The 22,696-nt window shown below is 63.4% G+C and carries 23 protein-coding genes and 1 pseudogene; 17 read left to right on the forward strand and 7 right to left on the reverse strand.

The features are described from left to right. Nucleotides 1-31 precede the first annotated feature (31 nt). On the forward strand, nucleotides 32-961 hold the full coding sequence (locus tag F3H96_RS05475) for a cation diffusion facilitator family transporter (protein WP_188131306.1): 930 nt from the start codon (nucleotides 32-34) through the stop codon (nucleotides 959-961). Nucleotides 962-1,162: 201 nt separating this feature from the next. Here the strand turns inward: F3H96_RS05475 and F3H96_RS05480 are convergent, their stop codons facing one another. Next, the gene (locus tag F3H96_RS05480) at nucleotides 1,163-2,233 is read right to left on the reverse strand and encodes a hypothetical protein (RefSeq protein WP_348530049.1); all 1,071 of its coding nucleotides are present in this window, start codon (nucleotides 2,231-2,233) and stop codon (nucleotides 1,163-1,165) included. A gap of 130 nt (nucleotides 2,234-2,363) precedes the next feature. Here F3H96_RS05480 and F3H96_RS05485 point away from each other — a divergent pair, with 130 nt between their 5' ends. From F3H96_RS05485 to F3H96_RS05505, 5 genes and pseudogenes are all read left to right on the forward strand, one after another. After that, entirely contained in the window at nucleotides 2,364-2,798 is a 435-nt protein-coding gene (locus F3H96_RS05485; RefSeq protein ID WP_149790918.1) for a DsrE family protein, read from the forward strand. 68 nt (nucleotides 2,799-2,866) lie between these two features. Then, entirely contained in the window at nucleotides 2,867-3,640 is a 774-nt protein-coding gene (locus F3H96_RS05490; protein WP_149790919.1) for an SDR family oxidoreductase, read from the forward strand. 52 nt (nucleotides 3,641-3,692) lie between these two features. After that, complete coding sequence (locus F3H96_RS05495) at nucleotides 3,693-4,001, forward strand: putative quinol monooxygenase (protein WP_149790920.1); 309 nt, start codon at nucleotides 3,693-3,695, stop codon at nucleotides 3,999-4,001. Between the two features lie 66 nt (nucleotides 4,002-4,067). Next, nucleotides 4,068-4,312: pseudogene (locus F3H96_RS05500) on the forward strand (type II toxin-antitoxin system prevent-host-death family antitoxin). Next, nucleotides 4,309-4,545: a hypothetical protein gene (locus F3H96_RS05505; protein WP_188131299.1), complete on the forward strand. Its 237-nt coding sequence runs from the start codon at nucleotides 4,309-4,311 to the stop codon at nucleotides 4,543-4,545. The pseudogene F3H96_RS05500 and the gene F3H96_RS05505 overlap by 4 nt, the downstream one beginning before the upstream one ends. A gap of 13 nt (nucleotides 4,546-4,558) precedes the next feature. Here the strand turns inward: F3H96_RS05505 and F3H96_RS05510 are convergent, their stop codons facing one another. Further along, the gene (locus tag F3H96_RS05510) at nucleotides 4,559-5,335 is read right to left on the reverse strand and encodes an esterase family protein (RefSeq protein ID WP_149790921.1); all 777 of its coding nucleotides are present in this window, start codon (nucleotides 5,333-5,335) and stop codon (nucleotides 4,559-4,561) included. Nucleotides 5,336-5,339: 4 nt separating this feature from the next. Further along, nucleotides 5,340-6,506, reverse strand: a complete 1,167-nt coding sequence (locus F3H96_RS05515; protein WP_149790922.1) for an ATP-grasp domain-containing protein — start codon at nucleotides 6,504-6,506, stop codon at nucleotides 5,340-5,342. A 415-nt stretch (nucleotides 6,507-6,921) separates the two neighbouring features. Between F3H96_RS05515 and leuA the strand changes: the two genes are divergently transcribed. The 4 genes from leuA to F3H96_RS05540 all read left to right on the forward strand — a co-directional run bounded on the left by leuA (nucleotide 6,922) and on the right by F3H96_RS05540 (nucleotide 12,695). Further along, a complete protein-coding gene (gene leuA / locus F3H96_RS05525) occupies nucleotides 6,922-8,673 on the forward strand; it encodes a 2-isopropylmalate synthase (protein ID WP_149790924.1) in 1,752 nt (583 codons plus the stop codon). Between the two features lie 293 nt (nucleotides 8,674-8,966). Next, nucleotides 8,967-10,745: a hypothetical protein gene (locus tag F3H96_RS05530; RefSeq protein ID WP_149790925.1), complete on the forward strand. Its 1,779-nt coding sequence runs from the start codon at nucleotides 8,967-8,969 to the stop codon at nucleotides 10,743-10,745. Nucleotides 10,746-11,111: 366 nt separating this feature from the next. After that, a complete protein-coding gene (locus tag F3H96_RS05535; RefSeq protein WP_149791166.1) occupies nucleotides 11,112-11,915 on the forward strand; it encodes an alpha/beta fold hydrolase in 804 nt (267 codons plus the stop codon). 162 nt (nucleotides 11,916-12,077) lie between these two features. After that, nucleotides 12,078-12,695 carry a hypothetical protein gene (locus tag F3H96_RS05540; RefSeq protein WP_149790926.1) on the forward strand — a complete coding sequence of 206 codons (618 nt, stop codon included), beginning with the start codon at nucleotides 12,078-12,080 and terminating at the stop codon, nucleotides 12,693-12,695. A gap of 98 nt (nucleotides 12,696-12,793) precedes the next feature. Here F3H96_RS05540 and F3H96_RS05545 read toward each other — a convergent pair whose 3' ends face one another. Beyond that, on the reverse strand, nucleotides 12,794-13,735 hold the full coding sequence (locus tag F3H96_RS05545; RefSeq protein ID WP_149790927.1) for a metallophosphoesterase: 942 nt from the start codon (nucleotides 13,733-13,735) through the stop codon (nucleotides 12,794-12,796). A gap of 68 nt (nucleotides 13,736-13,803) precedes the next feature. On the opposite strand from F3H96_RS05545, the gene F3H96_RS05550 reads away from it, so the two are divergent. Further along, the gene (locus F3H96_RS05550; protein ID WP_149790928.1) at nucleotides 13,804-14,307 is read left to right on the forward strand and encodes an NUDIX domain-containing protein; all 504 of its coding nucleotides are present in this window, start codon (nucleotides 13,804-13,806) and stop codon (nucleotides 14,305-14,307) included. On the opposite strand, the gene F3H96_RS05555 is transcribed toward F3H96_RS05550, so the two are convergent. Further along, nucleotides 14,308-15,294 (reverse strand): glutathione S-transferase family protein, encoded by a 987-nt coding sequence (locus F3H96_RS05555; RefSeq protein WP_149790929.1) that lies wholly within the window; start codon nucleotides 15,292-15,294, stop codon nucleotides 14,308-14,310. Between the two features lie 287 nt (nucleotides 15,295-15,581). On the opposite strand from F3H96_RS05555, the gene F3H96_RS05560 reads away from it, so the two are divergent. The 6 genes from F3H96_RS05560 (at nucleotide 15,582) to F3H96_RS05585 (ending at nucleotide 20,454) form a co-directional block, all read left to right on the forward strand. Continuing rightward, nucleotides 15,582-16,187, forward strand: a complete 606-nt coding sequence (locus F3H96_RS05560) for an N-acetyltransferase (RefSeq protein WP_149790930.1) — start codon at nucleotides 15,582-15,584, stop codon at nucleotides 16,185-16,187. A 27-nt stretch (nucleotides 16,188-16,214) separates the two neighbouring features. Further along, nucleotides 16,215-16,976, forward strand: coding sequence for a 3-hydroxyacyl-CoA dehydrogenase (locus F3H96_RS05565; RefSeq protein WP_149790931.1), 762 nt, complete (start codon nucleotides 16,215-16,217; stop codon nucleotides 16,974-16,976). A gap of 6 nt (nucleotides 16,977-16,982) precedes the next feature. Then, nucleotides 16,983-18,170, forward strand: a complete 1,188-nt coding sequence (locus F3H96_RS05570; protein WP_149790932.1) for a CaiB/BaiF CoA-transferase family protein — start codon at nucleotides 16,983-16,985, stop codon at nucleotides 18,168-18,170. Nucleotides 18,171-18,206: 36 nt separating this feature from the next. After that, nucleotides 18,207-18,977 carry a HugZ family protein gene (locus tag F3H96_RS05575; RefSeq protein ID WP_149790933.1) on the forward strand — a complete coding sequence of 257 codons (771 nt, stop codon included), beginning with the start codon at nucleotides 18,207-18,209 and terminating at the stop codon, nucleotides 18,975-18,977. 158 nt (nucleotides 18,978-19,135) lie between these two features. Beyond that, the gene (locus tag F3H96_RS05580) at nucleotides 19,136-19,474 is read left to right on the forward strand and encodes a metalloregulator ArsR/SmtB family transcription factor (RefSeq protein WP_149790934.1); all 339 of its coding nucleotides are present in this window, start codon (nucleotides 19,136-19,138) and stop codon (nucleotides 19,472-19,474) included. A gap of 182 nt (nucleotides 19,475-19,656) precedes the next feature. Then, nucleotides 19,657-20,454, forward strand: a complete 798-nt coding sequence (locus F3H96_RS05585; RefSeq protein ID WP_149790935.1) for an RNA methyltransferase — start codon at nucleotides 19,657-19,659, stop codon at nucleotides 20,452-20,454. Between the two features lie 228 nt (nucleotides 20,455-20,682). Here F3H96_RS05585 and F3H96_RS05590 read toward each other — a convergent pair whose 3' ends face one another. Then, entirely contained in the window at nucleotides 20,683-21,825 is a 1,143-nt protein-coding gene (locus tag F3H96_RS05590; protein ID WP_149790936.1) for a hypothetical protein, read from the reverse strand. Nucleotides 21,826-21,958: 133 nt separating this feature from the next. Then, nucleotides 21,959-22,495 (reverse strand): EipA family protein, encoded by a 537-nt coding sequence (locus F3H96_RS05595; RefSeq protein WP_244619923.1) that lies wholly within the window; start codon nucleotides 22,493-22,495, stop codon nucleotides 21,959-21,961. Between the last annotated feature and the right edge of the window lie 201 nt (nucleotides 22,496-22,696).

Here is a 22,696-nt window from a genome sequence, read left to right on the forward strand (position 1 = left end):
CGCGGCGCATCGGATGAGTGCGACGATGGCGATGACTTCGCAGGAAGCAAAAGCGGCGGCAAGGCAGAAGGTCGCCAGCCTTGCTTTCTGGTCGATCGTCGTCGCCGGCGTCGTGCTCGCTCTCAAGGTTGCCGCCTGGTACATCACCGGTTCGGTCGCGCTCTATTCGGACGCGGCGGAATCGATCGTCAACGTCATCGCGTCGGCCGCCGCTTTCTGGGCGATCCAGGTCAGCTACAAGCCCGCCGATCAGGACCATCCCTTCGGCCATCATAAGGCCGAATATTTCTCGGCCGTGCTCGAAGGGGTGCTGATCGTCGTCGCGGCACTCCTGATCATCAGCGAGGTCTGGCGATCCTGGCAACAGCCGGCGCCGCTCGAGCAGCCCTGGCAGGGCCTTGCGGTGAACGGCGTCGCCACGGTGATCAACGCCATCTGGGCCTGGATGTTGATCCGCGCCGGTCAGAAATCGAGGTCGCCCGCGCTGACCGCCGATGGCCAGCACATCATGACCGACGTGGTGACGTCGGTCGGCGTGCTCGGCGGCCTTGTCGGCGCCGTGCTCACCGGCTGGCAGATCCTCGACCCCGCGCTGGCCGTCATCGTCGCGCTCAACATCCTGTGGCAGGGCTGGCATGTCATCGGCTCGTCGATGAACGGATTGATGGACCGCGCCGTCGGTCGACAGGAACACATGCAGATCCGCGACATCATCTCGGCCAATTCGAAGGGCGCGCTCGAGGTGCATGACCTGAAGACGCGCATCGCCGGGCGCGCCACTTTTATCGAATTCCACCTTGTCGTCGACGCCGACATGTCGGTCGGCGCCAGCCATGTCATCTGCGACCGCATCGAGGACGCGCTGAAGGCCGAGATCCCCTCGGTGCGCGTCACCATCCATGTCGAGCCGGACGACGAAGCCAAGCTGCCGAAAGGCACAACAGCGGTGCCTTTCGCGTAGTAGAAAATATTCGTCATTCCAGGCGAAGCAGGAGCGAAGCTCCGTCGCGAAGACCCTGGAATCCATGCCGTTACCTCGATCGAACAGTGCAACAGAGCAGAATTCTGCACCGTGGCGGCGCTTCCAAGTCATGGCATGGATTCTATGGTCTGCGCCGCGTCGCTTCGCTCCTCGCTCCGCCATAGAATGACGAAGCGCTGCTTAAGGCGCGCAGGCCGACTGCGGCAACGGCTGCAGCCGATAGACCTTGTCGTCGGACTTCGTCTTGCCCGCCGCCGCCTTCGAGCAGAGGTCGACGACCGCGACCGCATTGTTGGGATTGGCGATCATCATCGTGCCGTTGGCGCCGCGCTTGAGGAAAATCTCCTTTTGCGAGATGTCGCAGGAAAAATCGCTCATCTTCGAGCTTGCCGAGCAGCGCCACTGGTCGGCCTCGCCCTGGCAGGAATAGGTCTGCGTGACTTTCGCGCCTTTCTGCCTCGTGGTCACCGAAACGGCGATGTCGGCACCGTCGGGCCAATCCTTGGCGTCACCGTTTTGAGCGAAGGCGGCGAGCTCGACCGAACCACGGAAGACGCGGATCGATCGCGTCAGCTGGTTGGGATGCGACTTCAGATGCGCATCGTCGTAATCGCGCCCGAAGCAGAACGGCTGGTCGGGCTTGAGCCGCACGCGCAGCGGGTCCCCGAGCGCCGGGTCGATCGGATCGATGCGCGCGAACTCCGCCTTGCAGGTATCGGCCGGCATCGGATCGAGCTTGAAATTGTCGTCCTCGCTGCCCAACGCCTGCTTGTTGTACTCAGCCTTGCCGAGCTGCTCCTCCGAATCCGGGTCGAGATAGATGTCGGGCGACAGGTCGGACAAGACAAGCTTTCCCTTGTCGTCGACTTTGAGCGAAGCAAGCGTGCGGTCGCATTCCATGCCGCAACGGATGATGGTCGACGGGTCGCTCGCGTCGTTCTTGTTGCACCAGCCGCTGGCCCATTCCGGTGCCTTGGCGCCGCGCACCGTCGTGGTCAGAAAGCCGTTATAGGATGTGTCATTCTCCGCACCCGGTTCTTCGTTCGGTCGGCTGACCGGGTCATGGCCGTAGAAGAAGAAGATGCGCGCCACCTTCTGTTGCGGATGCGCCTTGAGATGGGCGGCGTCGTAAACGCGGCCGAAGCAGGCGTCGGCGCCGTTGGGGCTGAGTTCTTTGAGGCTGAGAGCATCGCCGGCGCGTGCCGCGCAGGCGAAGGCGGCTAGGGCAGCGCAAAGCACGGCGCCCACCATGGCCCTCGCCGCCATTGACCTCGATGTCATATGACCCTCCTCCCACCGACAGCACTGCGATTATGCTAGTCTAGGAGTGCCGCCCGGACCATGCAAAATTGCTCGTGCGGGTGAGCCAAGGGAGGACAGGATGCTGCGCCGTGACGTTTTTCGTGCCGGCCTTGCGGGCGTTGCGGGCCTATTCGGTCTGAGCCGGGCAAATCCGGCAACAGCTGGGGAAAGACTAAAAGTCGCCTATCACCTCAGCGACGCGGACAAGGTCAACTTCGTCCTCGGCAACATCAAGAACCACTATGAAGGCACCGGCGGCAATGTCGACATCGTGCTCGTCGTGCACGGTCCGGCTCTGGCCGCCTTCAAATCCAAAGGCGCCTCCGGCGCTGTTTCCAGCCGCTTTGCCGGCCTTGTCCAGCAGGGACTCGTTCCGCAAGCCTGCGGCAACACCCTGCGCGGCATGGACATCACGCTGGCCGACCTGCTGGCCGGCTTCGAGGTCGCCGAGGAGGGCGGCGTCGTGAAACTCGCCGAGCTGCAGCATCAGGGCTATGTCTATCTCAAGCCTTGAACGAGCCCGGGCTTGAACGCCAGGCCGGCAATGGCCTACGAAGGAATGCAACCCGGAGGCCAGCCGAAATGACGATACTTGCCATTCCCGATCTTGCCGGCAAGACGGTGCTGGTTACCGGCGCTTCGACCGGCATAGGTGCTGCGCTTGCCCGTGCCTACGCGACACAGAAGTGCCGCGTCGCGCTGCACTACAATGCGAGCCGCGAAGCAGCCGAAAGCCTGGCCAAATCCATCCGTGACGATGGCGGCGAGGCGTTTCTCACCCAAGGCGACTTCTCGATTGCCGCCGATGTGGAACGCGTCGTCGAGGAGAGCGCGGCGCATTTCGGCCGGCTCGACGGCCTCGTCAACAATGCCGGCGGCATGCTCGGCCGCATCGCCTATGCCGACCAGACCGAGGCGCATTACGATGCGGTGATGGACCTCAACGCCCGCTCGGTGCTGACCGCGTCGCGCAAGGCGATACCGTGGCTGAAGCGCCAGGGCGGCTTCATCATCAACACGTCCTCGATCGCCGCCCGCAACGGCGCCGGCGGCGGCGCCGGCCTCTATGGTTCGTCCAAAGCCTTCGTTTCCAATGTCACGCGCGGCATGGCCAAGGAGCTGATCGGCTTCGGCATCCGCGTCAACGCCGTGGCGCCGGGCACGATCCTGACGCCGTTCCACGAACGCTATTCGAGCGCGGAGCAGATCAAGGCCATGGTCGCCACCATTCCGCAAGGCCGCGCCGGAACCGCGCAGGATTGCGTCGGCGCTTATCTGTTCCTGTCGTCCGATCTGTTGAGCGGCTACATCATCGGCCAGGTGATCGAGGTCAATGGCGGCCAGTTGATGCCGTGAGCTGGCGATTGCATACTTGACGCAGCCTGCAACCTGGAGGGAGATCAAGGGCATGTACGGACTGATCGGCAAGATGCGGGCGGCGCGCGGCCAGCGCGACGCGGTCATGCACGTGCTGCGCGAGAGCACCGGCGCGCTCCCCGGCTGCCTGAGCTACATCGTCGCCACCGATCCGGTCGACGCCGACGCGATCTGGGTCACCGAAGTGTGGACCGACCAGGCGAGCCACAAGGCCTCGCTGCAACTGCCGGAGGTCCAGGCCGCGATCGCCAAGGCGCGTCCGTTCATCGCCGGTTTCGAATTCCAGGTCGAGACCCAACCTGTCGGGGGCTTCGGCCTTCCCGAAACCAAGGTCGGTTGACGATAGTGGCAATGCCCGAGAGATAGACTAAGTTCAATGGACTAAGTCTGTCTGGAGCCGCCTGCGATGCAGACTGTGAACATCCACAGTGCGAAGACCAATCTATCGCGTCTTGTAGACCGAGCCGCCAATGGCGAGCCCTTTATCATCGCCAAGGCGGGCAAGCCTTTGGTCAAGGTCGTGCCCATCGATCAGCCGACCACGGCGCAGATGCGACGCGTGGCTTTATGGCAGGTCAGTTTTCCGTCCCCGGCGATTTCGACCGCATGGGTGACGATGAGATCGAACAGCTGTTCGGCGTGAACAGGTGAAGCTGTTGCTCGACACCCATCTGTTGCTGTGGGCAGCTGGCGAACCGGATCGGCTGCCACTTTCGGCCCTTGCCGAGATCGAGAACCCGTCGAACGAGCTGTTGTTCAGTCCTGCCAGCCTTTGGGAGGTCGCGACCAAGCGTGGACTTGGGAGGGAGCACTTCACCGTCGATCCACGTTTGCTGCGGCGAGGCCCGCTAGACAACGGCTACGATGAGGCCGGCCTCACCTGAATATCGGCACAGCTTAGTCGAGCCTGTGCATCAGATCGTCATCCAGCCAGCGGCCGAAGAAATAGACAAGCTGCTTGTGCCACCACGGCCAGTCATGGCTGACGTCGCCGCCCCAATAGTCGACCCAGGCTGGGATGGATTTGTCGCGCAGCACCTGTTCCAGCTCGCGCGTCTCAACCAGCATGCGCTCTTCCCAGGCGCCCTGCCCGCAGCAGAAGATCAGCCGCAGCGCCCGCAGCCGCCCGAGCAGCTTCTGGTCGACGATGCCGGGCAGATAGTCGAGCGGCGAGTTGAAATAGATGTTGCCCTCCAGCGCCCGGCCGAAGAAGTCGCGGGCCGAATAGACGCCGGACAGCGAGATCACGCCGCTCGCCAGTTCCGGGAAGCGGAACACGAAATTCGACGAGTGGTAGCCACCCATCGAGCAGCCGCAGAACAGCGGCTTCAGGCTGCGTCCGCCATTGGCCTTGGCGGCGACCGCCTGCAATTCCGGCAGCGCCTCCTCGCGCACATAGCGGAAAAAGGCCTCGTGGCGGGCGATGCGATGCGACGCGTCGTCATGCTTGTTGAAGAAGGACTCTGAATCGATGCCGTCGAGCGTGAACAATTGGATGCGGCCGGTGTCGATGAAGTCGGCAAGTGCTGCGACCCCGCCTGAATCCTCGAACTGGTAGAACCGCCCTTGCGAGGTCGGAAATACCACGACGGGGCGCCCGGCATGGCCGTAGCGCTTGTATTCCATGTCGCGGCCGAGATTGCGGGCATGGCCCTTGTGATAGGAGATGTCCATCGGCTCAGGCCTTTTCCGCGTGGATATAGTCGACCGCCTGGCGCAGCGCCTTCGGATCCTTCGAACGCATCTGATAGGCGTAGTTGCCCATGGCGCGGCTGAAGACCTCTTCAATGGCCTGGTGATGGACGATCTTGTCGCCGTGGGCGGCTAGCACGTCCGCATGGCTGTGCAAATAGTCGATGTGGCGTTTGCGGCTGGCATAGGCGGTGAAATACTTGCCCCTGTAAGGGCCGCCGGCGGCATCCTTGACCACCATGTCGGCCCATGCGGCATAGACGTCGATGTCGAAGGTGTAGTTGATGGCGTCCGTCATCCAGGCACCGGGCGGGCGCATGTTGACCTCGAGCGCGATGACGCGATTGTCCTTGGTCTCGAACAGCTCGATGTGGAAGAAGCGCTCGCGCACGTCGAACGCCTCGAGGATCTTGCGGCCCGCCTCCTCCACCTGCGGGCTGATCTCGGGAAAGCAGGTGTAGCTCATGTGGCGGTCGCGGTTGACCGCCTCCATGATGCTCTGGTCGTAACGGTGGCTGGCGGCCAGCACCACCTCGCCGTCGCGGTTGACCAGCCCGTCGAAGGTCACCACCAGTCCTTCGATGAACTGCTCCATGACGAAGGTGACGCCCTCGGGCTTCTCCCTGAAGAACTGGTCGAGCTCCTTGGCATTTGAAATCTTGAACGTGTTGGAGGCGCCGGAACCCGAATCCGGCTTGACCACCACCGGGTAGCCGACACGGCGGATGAAGGTCATGGCCCCAGTGCGGTCGGAGCATTTGCGCTGCGGGATGGTCTCGACGCCGCTCTTGCGGAAGAAGGCGCGCATGCGGCTTTTGCGCTTCAAATTCTTCACGAAATCGACCTTGGTGCCGAAGATGTTGAAATCGGTGCGGATATTGGCTTCGAGCTCCAGCCAATGCTCGTTGAGCGACTCGAAGCGGTCGATGCGTCCCCATTTGTGGATGAAGTGCCCCATCGCCCGGAAGACGGCATCGTAATTTTCCATGTCGGCGATGCGGTAATATTCCGAAAGCGCCGCCTTCAACTTGCCGTTCAAGGTCTCATAAGGCGCATCGCCGATACCGAGCACGGTGGCGCCCGCTTTCTTCAGCCGGTCGCAGAACTCGGCGCCATTGGCTGGGAAATGCGGCGAGAAGAACACGAAATTCATGGACGGCACCCTCCCCGGAGCTTTGCGCGATAGCCAAGTCTGGCGCATTTGCAAGGCGCGGGGAAGACTATCCGCGCCAGCGACGGTATTAGATACAATGCGTCCCGCTTGCCTCCGCCGGGCCGCTCCTGTAAGAGAGCCGCCATGACCACGCGTGCCCGCACCGTCGCTTCTCCTCGCACTGGCTTCGCCGGCGAGACCGCGCGCGCGCTCGCCTCGATCCTGCTTCTTCTCGGCCTTATCGGCGATCGCCGGGTTCGCTGAAGGAGCGCCCGGCGGTCGAAACCGCCGCTTAAGGCGCATGCTCCTTGGCCAGACTTTGGCAAAGTCACATCAAGCGAACGAATTTATGTAGAGGCGACGCTCGCCACCCATCCGCCTGAAGCGGGCATGCGGGCCGCCGGGAGAAATGACGATGAACGCACGAGAAGAAATCCGCGAGGGCGAGGCTGAAAGCCAGATGCGCCCGTCCGGCCACATGCCGGATGCAGCACGCAAATACCAATCCTACCCGATCGTCGGCCTGACCGACCGTACCTGGCCGAACAAAATTATCGACAAGGCGCCGATCTGGTGCTCGGTCGACCTGCGCGACGGCAACCAGGCGCTGATCGACCCGATGGGTCATGAGCGCAAGGCGCGCATGTTCGCGCTGCTCCTCGACATGGGCTTCAAGGAAATCGAGATCGGCTTCCCCTCGGCCTCGCAGACGGATTTCGACTTTGCCCGCTGGTGCATCGAGGAAGGCGGCGTGCCTCGCGATGTGTCGCTCCAGGTGCTGGTGCAGTGCCGGCCTGAGCTGATCACGCGCACCTTCGAGGCGCTGAAGGGCGCGCATCGCCCGATCGTGCATTTCTACAATTCGACCAGCGAATTGCAGCGCCGCGTCGTCTTCGAAAAAGACGTCGGCGGCATCAAGCGCATCGCCACCGACGCCGCAAAGATGATCACAGACATGGCCGCCAAGGCCGGCGGCGGCTACCGCTTCGAATACTCGCCGGAAAGCTTCACCGGCACCGAGCTCGAGGTCGCGCTGGAGATCTGCAACGCCGTCACCGAGATCGTGAAACCGACGGCCGACAACAAGCTCATCATCAATCTGCCGTCGACGGTCGAGATGTCGACGCCAAACATCTATGCCGACCGCATCGAATGGATGTGCCGCAACCTCGACAACCGTGAGAACCTGATCGTCTCGCTGCATCCGCATAATGACCGCGGCACCGGCATCGCCACCACCGAGCTCGGCCTGATGGCTGGCGCCGACCGCGTCGAGGGTACGCTGTTCGGCAATGGCGAGCGCACCGGCAATGTCGACATCGTCACGCTGGCGCTGAACATGTATACCCAAGGCGTCGACCCGGAACTCGATTGCTCCGACATCAACCGGATGAAGGACGTCTACGAGTATTCGAACCAGCTGAAGATCCCGGAGCGTCACCCTTACGTCGGCGAGCTCGTCTACACGGCCTTCTCCGGCTCGCACCAGGACGCCATCAACAAGGGCATGAAGGCGCTCAAGAAGGCCAACACGCCGATCTGGGAAGTGCCTTACCTGCCGATCGACCCGGCCGATGTCGGCCGCACCTACGAGGCGATCATCCGCATCAACTCGCAGTCCGGCAAGGGCGGCATCGCCTATGTGCTGCATGCCGACTACGGTCTCAATTTGCCGCGCAATCTGCAGATTGAGTTCAGCCAGGCAATCCAGGCGATCACCGATGCGGAAGGCAAGGAAGTGCCGGTCAAGCGCATTCACGAACGCTTTCTGGAAACCTACGTCGATCAGCCCGGTGCCAGGCTGAAGTTCCTCGACCACCGCACCTATCCCGACACCGAGGTGAAGGGCCGGCGCATGGTCGAAGCGGATATCCTCGACAACGGCAAGGAAGTGACCATCACCGGCTCGGGCACCGGCCCGATCGACGGCTTCGTCGATGCGCTGTCGCGCCATGTCGGCGTGGAGATGTCGGTGCTCGACTATTCCGAGCATTCCTTGCAGCGCGGCTCCAACGCCTCGGCGATCTCCTATGTCGAGATGGAATATCCGGGCGGCAAGCTGTTCGGCGCCGGCATCAACACCAACATCGTCGCCGCCTCGCTGGAGGCCGTTGTTTCGGCAGCCAACCGCATCATCGGCAATTCCAGGAAAAATGCGAAACTGTAAGGCTCGGCGAACTTCGCCGTAGTGTCCGGAATTGCGTCAAGACAGAAAGATAGAGCAGTTCGGCGTTTGCGCGAACGGCGAACTGTTCTTGGCCGGTTGGATGGGGTTCAGGCATCAGAGTGGCGCATCCCAGCGTGCGCCACGCTTCAAAGAAAGACCGAACCTGGCATTCGTTAACCGGCGGGGGAATTTCCGGTGGCTTACGCGATCGCATAATACAAGCATCCTTGTGCGCCGCCGCGAGCGCTATATGATCGCGTCCTAACCTGTGCCGAGTTCGGAAGGATCGACACTTGGAGCATGCCCCGCCTGCCGCCCCCGCAGTGCGCGAGACATTGGAGCGACTGCTTGCCAGCGAAACGTTCGGACGATCCGAGCGTGCCCGCAGGCTTTTACGCTATCTTGTCGAACGCGAGCAGGCCGGCGAGGCGGACAGGCTGAAGGGCGTTTCCATCGCTATGGACGTCTTCGGCAAGGACGGCGATTTCGACGCTTCGACCGACGCCGTGGTCAGGGTCCAGGCCGGTCGGCTGCGCGAACTCCTGGAGCAGTACTTCGCCAATGAAGGTATCGGCGAGCCGGTGCGCATCGCGATCCCGCGCGGCGGTTATGTTCCTTCCTATGAACTGAACGCAATCCGGCTGCCCGGCGACGCCAAGTCGGTCTCCGGCACCGTCGCGCAGCGGCCCGCTGCATTGGCCGAAGCCGCTCCGGTTGCAACCGAACATCTCGATAACCATGCAGCGGTCGAGCCCGTGGCGCCGGCGGCGCCCGCCCAGTCGCTCACGCGGCAATTGCGGTTCTTCTGGGCTGCCATGGTTCTGGTCATTGCCATGCTCGGCGTGCTGATCTTGCGTCAAAGCAACGCCTTCCTCGGCGGCGGCATGGCCGCAACGGCCGAAACGGCGGGCGCCGCCGGCACCGCCGCCCAGCCGACATTCGACTCCCTGCCGCTGATCTACATCGCCCTGAAAGCCGACGGAGCGGACGCGGCTCGCGTCGCGTCGGCGCTGCGCGCCGGCCTTGCCGGGTTCGACACCATCGACTTCATCGGGCGCGATGCGGATTCAACGCGCGATAAGTCCGCCGACCCGATCAGTTTCGTTTTCTATGTTGTTCCCGGGCCAGCCGCCGGCGACGTCAGGGTCGAGTTGCAGAGCGTTGCGACCGGACGGGTTCTGCTGTCGCGCAACCTGACATCGGCTGAAAGCGCGCCCGGCGTGGTTGAAAGCAACGCCGCCAGCCTCCTGACCTCGACCGTTCCCGCCTCCGGCGCGATCTACAGCTACATCGACCAGAGTGACGTCCGGACCAGCCAGATCGGGTGCCTGGTGCTCGACGACCGCTATTATCTCGACCAGAGCGCCAAGACGCACGAGGCTGCCTATCGCTGCCTCGAGAAGCTGGTCGGCGAAGGCACCAAATCGTCGCTTCTCTACGCGGAACTGGCCTCGCTTCATCTGGAAGCCGTCACCAGCCACTACGCCTATCCGCCTGATGCGACGCTCGAAAAAGCCATGTCGCTGGCCCACCGCGCCGTCCAGATGGGGCCGATGAGCCCGCATGCGCATCGCGCCTTTGGCTACCTCAACTCGCGTCTCGGCAACACGGACGAAGCGATCCGCTGGATGCGCAAGGCCTATGAGCTCAACCCATACGATCTCGGCATGGCCGCCGCCTACGGCTACGGCCTGATCTTCGCCGGCAAATATGATGAGGGAACGCCGATCCTGGGCCACGCGGTCGAGGCCTTCAGCGGCCACCCGACCTGGTGGGATTATGGCCTGTTCGTCGGAGCCTTCATGCAGGGCGACATGAAAAAGGCGGCGGTCGCCAGCGAGTCGCTGCGCACGACGGCATCCAAGTCGCATTATCTTGCCGCGCGCCTGATCGGCGCCAGGATTTCGGGTCGCGCCAAGCTGGCGAGCGAGCTTGCCAACGAGCTCACGGTCGAATTCCCGAAATTCGCCGCCGATCCACGCGCGACATTCGTCGACCGCAAATATCCCGCCGATCTCACCGACCGGCTGGTACAATCTTTGCGCGAAGCTGGAATAGGCAACCCAAGCTGACGGCAATTGCTGCCAGCGTACTGCCTTTCAACCACGGCACCGACAATTTCGGCAAACCGCGTCGGCCGCCTGCGCCGAATTTTGTAAAAACCTTGCAAAAACAATCGGTTGAGACGATTGAGCGGTTCCACCGGATGCTGAACTGTATCGCTGCTCGCTTCCAATGCATGCCGCCCCGGGATGTGCAGCGGTTCTGGGACAACGACATGCGTCGAAACACCTGAATCCCTTTCGGCGCGAGGCGCTTTAGACCAGGCTGGAGCAGGATCGGTGGTCGCGAAAATTTTACTGGCCATCAAGATGGCCAGGGAGCAATTCAGCCACATTTCGCATTTGCTGCCCTCTTACCACGCCACCCTAGTTTTCATGCTTGCATCCCCTCATGCCGTTGAATACGGCGCTGGCCCGAAAACGATCGTGCTTTTGCATGGCTTTGGTTCATGCCATGCAATCTGGCGCGATGTGGCCGCATCGCTTGGGCCAGGCATGAGGGTGCTGGCCTACGATCTGCCTGGACATGGGCATTCACTGGAATGCGAAGGCACCGGCGGCGCCAAGCCGGCCGCGGGAGCCATCCTTGCCGATCTCGCCGCCCGCCGGCTGGGCAAGGTTCATCTCGTCGGTCACTCCATGGGCGGTGCGGTCGCGACATTGATGGCGCTTGCCGATCCCGGCAAGGTTGCTTCGCTGACCTTGCTGGCACCGGGCGGCTTCGGCCCCGAAATCAACGCGCCCCTGCTGCGGCGCTATGCGGCCGCAGCCGGCGAAATAGAGGTTCGGGCCTGCCTTGCCGCGATGTCGGGTCCGCGGAGTCCGACGCCTGACCACGCGGTCGAGGCGTTGTGCCGGATGCGCAAACGGCCGGGCCAGTTGCAGATCCTAATCGATATGGCGGCCGCAATGACCAGGGATGACCGGCAAGGGGTCATCCCTGCCGCGCAACTGGACACGCTCGATATGCCGGTGATGGTTGTTTGGGGAGCGGAGGACCCGGTGCTGCCCGTGGAGCAGACCGAGTCTCTGCCGTCGCATTTCCATCTCCATCATATCCTTGACGCAGGTCATATGCTTGTCGAGGAGGCTCCCGACCTGGTTGCCGAGATCGTGCGCCGCAACACGCGCCGGCGCGCCAGACGGTTACGTCCGGCGCTGGGCGCGGCGGCAAGCTGATTGCGGAACGATGGTCCGCCTGTGCCGGCTCCGCGCCAACCCGAACAAGGACCGTGACGGGTCACCGCCGTGACCGAACCGGTTCGCGCGGTCCGTCGTCGGCAGTGCATTTTGCCGGCGACTGTGTTAACTCGCTGTTAACCAACAGCGAGGCAGCCGCCCATGAAGGATGCAGGCGACAAACTCAGCCCCATTGAGCCGTCGCGAAAGCTCTCCGATGCCATACGCGACGTCAAGAACGCCTTCGCCGACCGCGATGACGTTGTCGTCGACATGCGCGAGGCCCACCGCATGCGGCTCGAGCTCTTGGCAACCGAGCTTGCCCCGGTCTTTGCCGATGTCCCGACCGACATGGACAGTTTCGATTTCGCCGTCTCGTCGGGCCTGCAGCCGCGGCTGTGGATCGATGCGGTGAGCCATGTCGCGATGGGACGCGACCGCCGCACCTACCGCTTCCTCAAGGATACGCGCGTCGGCCGTGTGGTGCTGGCCGAATCCACCGAGATGAAAGCGGTCGCCGATGCGGTGACGCGCTACGTGGCGGAACGCGTCGTCGAGCGGCAACGTATGATGGAGGGTGGCGTGGAAAGCCCCGTTCCGGGCCTGCATCGTCTGGTCGTCCAGGAAGCGGAGCCGCCTATTCAATCCGAGACCCGCCGCAACGGCTGGACGACTTTCTTCGCCGGCCTGGGCCTGATCGCCGCCGGCGCCCTTGTCGGCCTGGCGGTTTCGCTGGCGTTGTTCTGGGACCGCCTCATGCAGATGAAGATCAGCTTCTGACCAGGCAATTTCAGGAAAAGTGTGAGCGGTTGGGCCCGGTGGCTCCGCCGGGGCCTGCGCCAGCAATTGCGTCGAAACAAAGAGCTGGGACAGTTCCATCAAACGGCGAATTGTCCCGTGCGCCGCGCCGCGCCGGCCGGAACGTCGAGGTCCATGGTCTGCAGGTCCGAAGGCGGCATGGCAGGCCCGGTCAGGCCGCGCCGGATGAGGCGCAGACGCCAGTCGCCCTTTTCGCCGTCGATTTCGAACATGTTGTACTGCGCCGGCGGATGCTTGCCACCGGGCGCCTGGCCCGCGGCAGCGACCCCGACCACGGGCACCTTGGCGCCACGCGGGCCGATGGTGAACAACGACGGCAGATGCGAATGGCCGTGCAGGATGAGTTCGGCGCCATGCCGGCGGATAAGCTTGTGGAAGCGGGAAATGCCGAACAGACGCTTATGCTGCTGAACCGCGCCGCGCACCGGCGGGTGGTGGATCATGATGGCGCGGAACAGCCCCTGTCGCGTGGTATCGTCGAGAAGCTTGCCGAGCCGCTCGGCCTGCCCTTCCATGAAGAAGCCGTTGGCCATGAAGGGCGCGGTGGCGCGCGCCGTGGTAACGCCGATCAGCGCGACGTTGCCGCGCACGCGCAGATACGGAAAGGAATTGCGGTCGACCGGACTGTTGACGCCGTCGCCCGTCATCCAGGGAGCCCACGCCCGGCAGACCTTGTCGAAGGCGCCCGGCACATAGGCGTCGTGATTGCCGGGTACCACGGAAACGTCATGCGGCGATCCAAGCGTCTCCAGCCAGTGCTTCGCCATCTCGATCTCGCCGTCGAGCGCCAGGTTGACCAGATCGCCGGTGACGGCGAGGTGGTCGGGCGCGCTGGCCGTGATGTCGGCGACGATGGTGTCGATCACCGCGTCATGCATATAGCGGCGGCGGTTGCGCTGCCAGTTGACATAGCCCAGCACGCGCTTGGACGCGAGGTCGCGATAGGTTACATCGGGCAGCGGTCCCAGATGAGCATCGGAAATATGCGCGAGCCTGAACATCGTTCCTTCTTAAGCGACGCCGACGGGGCTTTCCACTCACCGTTTGCTGTTCGCTTGCGGATGGTTGGATGAACCGCCGGGCCGATCCGGAAGAGCTATTCCGCCAGACCGGCTGGCCGGGACTGCGGGCGAGGTTCTTCCATTTCTATTTCCTGATGCGCCGCCCGATGACGCTCGGCGTGCGCGGTCTCGTCCACGACCGCGCCGCCAATTCGGTCTTCCTGATCCGGCATACCTATGTTCCGGGATGGCAACTGCCGGGCGGTGGGGTCGAAGCGGGCGAAACGTTCGAGGAAGCGCTGGCGCGCGAGCTGGCCGAGGAAGGCAACATTGTCCTGACGGCTCCTCCGGTGCTGAAGTCGATGCATTTCAACCGCCGCTCCAGCAAGCGCGACCATGTCGGCTTGTATCTGGTCGAGGCCTTCAGCCAGACGGCGCCGAAACGGTCGGACCATGAGATAGCCGAGGCAGGTTTCTTCCCGCTCGACCGCCTGCCGGAAAACACTACGCCGGCGACACGGCGACGGTTGGCCGAGATTTTCGGCGGCGAGCGGCCCTCGGCTTACTGGTAATCAGGCGGCCTTCCTGAACCTGTTTCGATCATGCGGCGCGGCGTGATCGAGTTCCGGCCCCACCGGAACGATTCCTGTCGGATTGATCGATCTGTGGCTGCCGTAATAATGCGCCTTGATATGATGCAGGTTGACCGTGCCCGAGACGCCTGGCACCTGGTAGAGATCGCGAAGATAGTTCGACAGGTTCGGATAGTCGGCGATGCGGCGCAGATTGCATTTGAAGTGACCGACATAGACCGGATCGAAACGCACAAGCGTGGTAAACAGCCGCCAGTCCGCCTCTGTGATGCTCCCGCCGACCAGATAGCGTTGCCTCGAAAGCCGCTCCTCGAGCGTATCGAGCGCTGAGAACAACTCGCCGAACGCTTCCTCGTAGGCGGCCTGTGTGGTGGCGAAGCCGGCGCGATAGACGCCGTTGTTGATCGCCGGATAGACCAGCGCATTGATCTTGTCGATCTCCGTGCGCAGCGACGCCGGATAGAAGTCGAGACCCGCATCGCCCCATTCGTCGAAGGCGGAATTGAGCATCCGGATGATCTCGGAAGACTCATTGTTTACGATCGTCCGTTCCTTTTTGTCCCACAGCACCGGCACGGTCACACGGCCTGAATAGGCGGGATCGGCCTTGGCATAGATCTGGTGCAGGAAATCGAGGCCGTAGAGCGTGTCGCCGGTGGCGCCGTCCTCGGTTTTGAAAGTCCAGCCATTGTCGCCGAGGAAATGGTGCACCACGGAGATGGAAATTACGCTCTCCAGCTTCTTCAGGGCACGGAAGATCAGCGTGCGGTGTGCCCACGGGCAGGCGAGCGACACATAGAGATGATAGCGGCCGGGCTCGGCTTTGAAGCCGCGCGTGCTGCCCGTCGCCGGTGCGCCGTCGCGCGTGATCCAGTCGCGCCATTGCGACTCCGTTCGCACAAACCTGCCGCCACTGTCTGTGTTGAGCGCGCGATCCTGCCATTTGCCTTCGATCAGCAATCCCATGCGAAAATCTCCCTGCGGTACAATTATCTAGGCGGATGGCCGGGTCGGCGAAACCCCCGGGCGCTGAACAGTTCGTCAAATGACGAACAATTGGTCGTGCGACGCAAAGAAAGGCAAAAAGCGCCGATTGCAGCGGCGCAAAATTGGTGCTAGCGGAAGCGCCCATGTTCGACTTTGCCTCGATCCGGTTCGACCGACGACGAAAGGGCGCCCGCGCTTAAAGCGCTGACTGGCGAACGCTGCCGCTTTGCAGCAAACCCTTCCTCGCATACCGGAACGCAAAGACCATGAGCCTTGCCGACGTGAAATACCTGCCGGAAACCCCGGCGCATGATGCTGAAATCGAAGCCATCAACGACGAGGCCTTCGGCCCCGGTCGCTTCGTGCTTGCCGCCTACAAGATCCGCGAATCTGGCGGGCATGACCGTTCGATGTCCTTTGTCGCCGTCAAGGACGACGCGGTGATCGCTTCCGTGCGCATGACGCGCGTGGCAGCCGGCGCCGGCCGCGCCATGATGCTCGGCCCGCTTGCGGTGCGCCCTGTCTTCAAGAATCTCGGCATCGGCCGCAAGCTGGTCGCGATCGCGCTGGAAGCGGCCAGGAAGGCCGGCGCGCCCGCCGTCATTCTGGTTGGCGACGAACCATACTATGGGCCACTCGGTTTCAAGCGCTTCCCGCGCGGGCAGATCACCATGCCGCGCCCCGTCGACCTCGACCGGCTGCTGCATCACGAAATCAAGCCGGGCGCCGTCGCCCGCTTTGCCGGCGATGTCTGCCACGCCAGCACGGCGAGGGTTGCGGAATTTGCCCCGGCCTCGGCGCGACCGGCCGCCAACGCGCAGCCATCGATCGACCCTGGTATTGCGGTTGCGCCTCCTTTGCGGGCTTCGTAGCATAATCCGAAATCCCGGGAGGCTTGCATGAACCCAAATGGCCAGACCGCGATCGTCACCGGCGGCGGATCCGGCCTTGGCGAGGCGACGGCGCGCGCGTTGGCGGCCAAGGGCGCCCGTGTCGCCGTCCTCGACATCGGCATCGAGCGCGCCGCAAGGGTCGCGGCCGACATCGGCGGCATTGCCGTCCAATGCGACGTCGGCGGCAGCGACAGCGCCACGGCGGCGATCGCCGAAGCGGCTGAAAAGCTTGGCGAACCGCGCATCCTGGTCAATTGCGCCGGCATCGCGATCGGCGTGAAGACGATCGGCAAGGACGGACCGCATCCGCTCGACCAGTACCGCAAGGTGATCGAGATCAACCTAATCGGCACCTTCAACATGATCCGCCTCGTCGCCGACCGGACGGCGAAACTCGAGCCGCTCGCTGGCGGCGAACGCGGCGTCATCGTCAACACCGCCTCCGTCGCCGCCTATGACGGCCAGATCGGCCAAGCCGCGTACTCGGCGTCCAAGGGCGGCGTCGTCGGCATGACCCTGCCGGTGGCGCGCGATCTGGCGCGATCCGGCATCCGCGTCTGCACAATCGCGCCCGGCATCTTCAAGACGCCGATGATGGCCGGCATGCCGCAGGAAGTGCAAGATTCGCTTGGCGCTTCCGTGCCCTTCCCGCCACGTCTTGGCGAGCCGTCGGAATATGCCGCGCTTGCCCTCCACATCGTCGAAAACCAGATGCTGAACGGCGAGACCATCCGCCTCGACGGCGCCATCCGCATGGCGCCGAAATAAGCGGAGATGATTGGTTCGCCAACAGGCGCCGGTGTTGCCACCGAAAAGACCGGCCCGCTCGCCGGCTTGAAAGTGATCGAGATGGCTGGGCTCGGCCCGGTGCCGCTTGCCGCGCTGATGCTGTCCGAGATGGGCGCCGAGGTGCTGCGCATCGAACGCGCCGACGCCGGCCAGCCGCTACCAGACCTCCGCCAAGAATACGATCTCGACCGCCACGGCCGTTCCATCCTCGAGCTCGACCTTAAGCGTCCGGAGGCCGCCGACCTGTTGCTGCGCCTTGCCGCGGGGGCCGACTTGCTCATCGAAGGCTTCCGCCCCGGCGTGATGGAGCGGCTCGGCCTCGGGCCAGATGTCGTGCTGCAATGCAATCCGGGGCTAGTCTATGGCCGCCTGACCGGCTTTGGCCAGGACGGGCCGCTGTCCGCGCGGGCCGGGCACGACATCACCTATCTCGCCTATGCCGGCCTGCTGCATGCGATCGGCAGGCAGGACGCGCCGCCGGTACCGCCGCTCAACCTCGTCGCCGATCAAGGCGGCGGCGCCCTGATGCTGCTCGCCGGCGTGCTCGCAGCTCTTGTCCAGCGTTCGCGGACCGGAAAGGGCCAGGTGATCGATGCCTCGATGATCGAGGGCGCCTCGATGCTCGCGGCGCCGATCCACGCCTATATGGCGGCGGGTCTCTGGAGCGATTGGCGCGGCGACAACCTGTTCGATTCCGGTGCGCCGTTCTACGACACCTATGAGACGGCCGACGCAAAGCACATTGCGGTCGGCTGCCTCGAACCGCGCTTCTTTGCCGAGTTCGCCAGGCTGTTGCCGCTCGCTGACCATTTTGTCGGCGGCCAGTACGACAAGTCACTCTGGCCCGCGATGCGCGCCGCCATCGCCGGCCGGGTCAGGGAGAAACCGCGCGACGAATGGGCCGAACTGTTCGCTGCGACCGATGCCTGTGTAGCACCCGTGCTGTCGCTGGTCGAAGCCAGGCACCACCCGCACAACCGCGCCAGGCAAAGCTTTGTCAGGTCCGGCCAGCTCGAACGCCCGTCGCCCGCGCCGCGTTTCTCGCAAAGCCCTCAAACGCTTGCCGAAATGCCGACCCCTGCCCATCGCGAGCCCGCAAGCATCTTGACCCGTTTCGGCTTGCGCAAAGACGAAATCGAGACTCTTGCAAAGGCGGGTGTACTCGGCCGATAACCGGAGAATAGAAATCAACTTATCTCGGGTGAGCTCATGACAGGATCGCAAAAGGATGTCATTCGCGACACCGACGCCGAGGCGATCAGGCTGGCGAAAACCTTGATCCGCGCGGCGCGCTTCGGCGCGCTCGCGGTAATCGAGCCCGGCACCGGCGCACCGCTGGCAAGCAGGGTGGGCGTCGCCACCGACATAGACGGTGCGCCGCTGATCCTGATCTCGATGCTGTCCGCGCACACAGGTGCCCTTGTCGCCGATCCGCGTTGCTCGCTGCTGCTCGGCGAACCCGGCAAGGGCGATCCGCTGGCGCATCCGCGCATCAGTCTTGGATGCCGTGCGCTGCGGTTGGAGCGGGGATCGGCCGATCACATCCGCGCCGAACGGCGCTACCTCAACCGCAATCCGAAGGCGAGGCTCTATGCCGGGCTCGGCGACTTCTCGTTCTTCCGACTCGAGCCTGAGCGCGCCAGCCTGAATGGCGGCTTCGGCAAGGCCTATCTTCTCGGCCGCGACGATTTCATCGCCGGCGGTGCCGTTGTCGAGGAGTTAGCCGGCAGCGAACAGGCGGCGCTCGACCACATGAATGCCGACCATCGCGACGCGATTGCCCTTTATGCCCGTTACTTCGGTCGCGCCGAAGGCGACGGCTGGATCGCCACTGGCTTCGACCCCGATGGCATGGATCTCGCCGCCCAGGATGCGACCTGCAGGATTTTCTTTCCCCAGCCTCTGCAAACCGCGCGCGACTTGCGTCCGGTGCTTGTCGACATGGCCAAGGCGGGACGCGCGGCAGAGCAAGAGCGATAGTTGATCGCGCGCCGGCGAAAGCAACGCTTGAGATTTAAACGAAATGATCTACCCTTGTAGTGACGCTGATTCAGCAGCGCCAATCGACATCTGAAAATTGTGGAATCAGGCGCCATTGCCCCCTGGCGCCAGGATGAGCCAGGACCCTTGGGGGATCTATGATCTCAAATAAGCTAATCGCCAATGCGGAATCGGCGGCCGCGTTTCTCGCTCTGATGGGCAACGAAAAGCGTCTGCTGATCGTGGCCCATCTGATCGACGGCGAGATGTCGGTCGGCGCCATTGCCGATAAGGTGCAGCTCAGCCAGTCTGCGCTTTCGCAGCATCTTGCCAAGCTGCGGGGGCTCGACCTCGTCGAAACCCGGCGCGACCGCCAGATGATCTATTATTCCTGCAAGTCCGAGGCGGTGCGCGAATTGCTGCGGATGCTGGAAGGCATTTTCGGCGACGGCGACCTTTCCCAGATGGCCTATCGCTTGCGCCGCGCCGGGGCTTGACCCGCGGCCCCGGTCGCTGGTTGCCTCGCTGCCGATCCGCAGAGCAGTTCCAGGAAACGCATGAGACGGTCGGGCTCGGCGACTTTGCCGTAGCCCTCCGTCCGGAATTGCGTCGAAACAACATGATGGAGCATTTTGCCGTTTCGATGAAACGGTGAAATGCTCTGTCTGGCGAGGCCTGCATGAACTTGATCCCTATCGACGATCACCGGGACCCGCGCGTCGCCGCCTATCTCGACATCCGCGAGCGCGACCTCATTGGCCGGCATGGCCGCTTCGTCGCCGAAGGCAAGGTGGTGCTGGACCTCCTTCTGTCGACCGGGCGCTTCGCCGCCGAATCGGCCCTCATCCTCGAAAACAGACTGGCTGGCCTGCAAGCGATCTTGCGCAAGGCGCCCCCGGATTTTCCAGTCTATGTCGCCGATGGCGAGGTCATGGACCGGATCGCCGGCTTCCACATGCATCGCGGCATCCTGGCGATCGGCGTCCGCGGCGATCCGGCACCCGCCGAGGTTTTGGTGGGAACCTTGCCTCGGCGCGCCTTGGCCATCGTCCTGGTCGGCATATCCAACCACGACAATATGGGGGCGATCTTCCGCAATGCCGCGGCCTTCGGCGCTGACGCGGTGCTGCTCGATCGGACCTGCTGCGATCCGCTTTACCGCAAGGCAATCCGCGTTTCGGTCGGCGCGGCGCTGACAGTTCCCTTCGCGTCCTTCGGCGATACCGGAACTTTCACTGCGACGCTCGATCGGCTTGGCTTCAGCCAGTTCGCTCTCTCGCCACGCGGAAATGTCGACATCCGCGCCGCGGAGCGTTCGGCCCGGCTGGCGCTCTATCTCGGCACCGAAGGCGAAGGCCTGCCGACGGATCTGCTCGCCCGGCTGCACACGCTGCGGATCGGCATGGCTGAAGGCTTCGACAGCCTGAACGTCGCCGCCGCGTCGGCAATTGCGCTACATCACTTTTCGAATTGCTAATGCATGTCGCCCAAAAAGGCGCAGCGGTTTTGGGACAACGACATGCATCAAGCAAATGCTGAAAGCGCGTCGCCTGATTACCTTTCGGAGCGACGCGCTTTGGAGCAATTCCAGGAAAAGTGTGACCCGGTTTTCCGTCCGGAATTTGCGTCAAAACAAAGAGATGGAGCGTTTCGCCGTTTCCGTGAAACGGTGAAATGCGCTAGGCGGTTCAAGGGAAAAGCGGCTTCAGTTGGCCGGGCCGGCTTTCTGCAAGGCCCTCACGCGGTCGGCAAGGCTGATGCCGCGTCCGCCTTGCTGGCCCTCGCTCGCTAAGGCCTTGGCGATAGGTGAATCCGGCCCGTCGAGTCTCATCGTCAGGTTGACGACCTCGGCCGCCAATTCGTTCATTTGTTCCCGAAGGCCGGCGCCGGAGCGTGCGTCACCCGCCGATTCGGCTTTTCCTGCCCCTGAGGCGGCGAGATCGGTTTTCAGCTGCTTGTTCTCGCGTGCCAGCGCCGCGAGCCTCGCCTCCAGCCGTTCCCGGTCGCCCTCGAGCTTGGCGATTGCCTTGTCGACATCGTCCCTTTTCACATCGGCGCCGGCGGCGAGCCGTGCGACGCCGTTGGCGGCGGCGGGCTCCTTCAAACGCTCGCGCAGTCGAGCGAGGTCCTTCTCGCGCCTGTCGAGCTTTTCCTCGCGGTCGGCAAGCGTCGCGAGCAGCCGCTCGACCTTCTTGTCGAGCTCGGCCGTTTTCGTCTTCTCGGCCTTCAATGCTTCGCGCGCGGCCTTGCTTTCCGACGCGATTTCCTGGTTTCGCCTGTCGGCCTCCTTGCGCTGGCTGCGTAACATCGCGATGTCGCTGGCGAGTTTTTCCAATTCCGATTCGCGAGCAACCAGCTCGATCTGGCGATTCGAGGACGAGAAGCTGGCGTCGTCATACATCTGCCCGAGCTTTTGCAGCTCCAGCGCGCGCTTCTCCAACGCCCGCTCCGTCTGCGCCTGCTTTTCCGACAGGCGATGCAGATCCTCCTCGCGTTGCCTGAGCTCCGCATTTTTGGCCTGCAGATCGGCAAGCGCCTGGTTCTTATCCTTCGTTTCGACCGCGAGCCCCTTCAGGGCCTCGCGCCCGCGACCGATCTCGACCATCTGCTCGGCCACCTTCTCCTGCAGGTTCTTGGCGACTATCTCCAACCGGCGCGTCGTCATGGCGTATTCCGCCCGAACCCGGTCCTTGTCCGCCTGGATTTCGGCGGGCGTCAGCGGCAGCGAGGCTTCGAGGCGCCTGCGTGTCAGGACGACAGCACGCCGCCAGACCGCCGGCGCGACCAGCGACACCAGAAAGACGGCGCAAAGGAAACCGAGGACGAAGAACAGGACCGACTGGACCAAGGCGTGCTATCCACTTACGGAGCGGCGATCGCTGGATTGTGTCACCTTGGCATGGCGGAAATTCAACGCCGCGGCAAGGGCGAGCCGCGGCGCGATCAACACTGTCCGAGCGATTGTAGCCGGCAGAATCCTATCAGAACGGGTTCCAGGTCGGTCTTTCGGTGAGCTTCAGATAGCCGAGATTGACGCCGAGACGGGCGCCGACGCCGGTACGGATCGGCACGATCAGCACCCGGTTGCTCTGCAGCACGTTGAAGCCGACGCCGGCAATGACATAGGCGGAGCCGGCGACGCCGCCGAAGCGGTTATAGAGGCTGCTGATGTCGTCGAGGTTATAGACCAGCATCATCACCCGCGATCCCTCGCCACCGAAGTCCCAGCCGAGCGATGGACCTTGCCAGAACACCTTATGGTCGCCGGCATTCTTGGTGTAGAGGGTCCCCTCGCCATAGGTCAGGCCGCCGATCAAGGCGCCGGATCCCTCCTCGCCCAGCAGATAGCCGTTGGGCAGGCCGTAGGAGGCAAATATCTTCTCGACGACGGTGGCCAGGCCGCCGGACGTCTCGCCGAAGAATTTATGACCGGAATCGACGATCTCTTGCGCGGTGTACTGTTGAGCCCGTGACGCCGAGGTCGAAAGGACAAGAGCCCCCAGGAATGCGATTGTCATGGTGAGGACGCGGACGAACGTCCGGTCGTAGTATCGGGAAAACATGCTTCCAAATCTCCGTCAGGGAGCACTTTCGCCGACGCCTCGCACCCCTGCGGCTCTTGGCGGCCGTTCAAGGTGGCTATCACGGGCAAACTATGCCGTAATCCTTTTTCAACCATTAAGCTGTCACAGGAAGATGGCGGTTCGAAGGCTGCGCTT

The sequence above is a fragment of the Mesorhizobium sp. NFR06 genome (assembly GCF_900115245.1).
GTDB lineage: Bacteria > Pseudomonadota > Alphaproteobacteria > Rhizobiales > Rhizobiaceae > Mesorhizobium.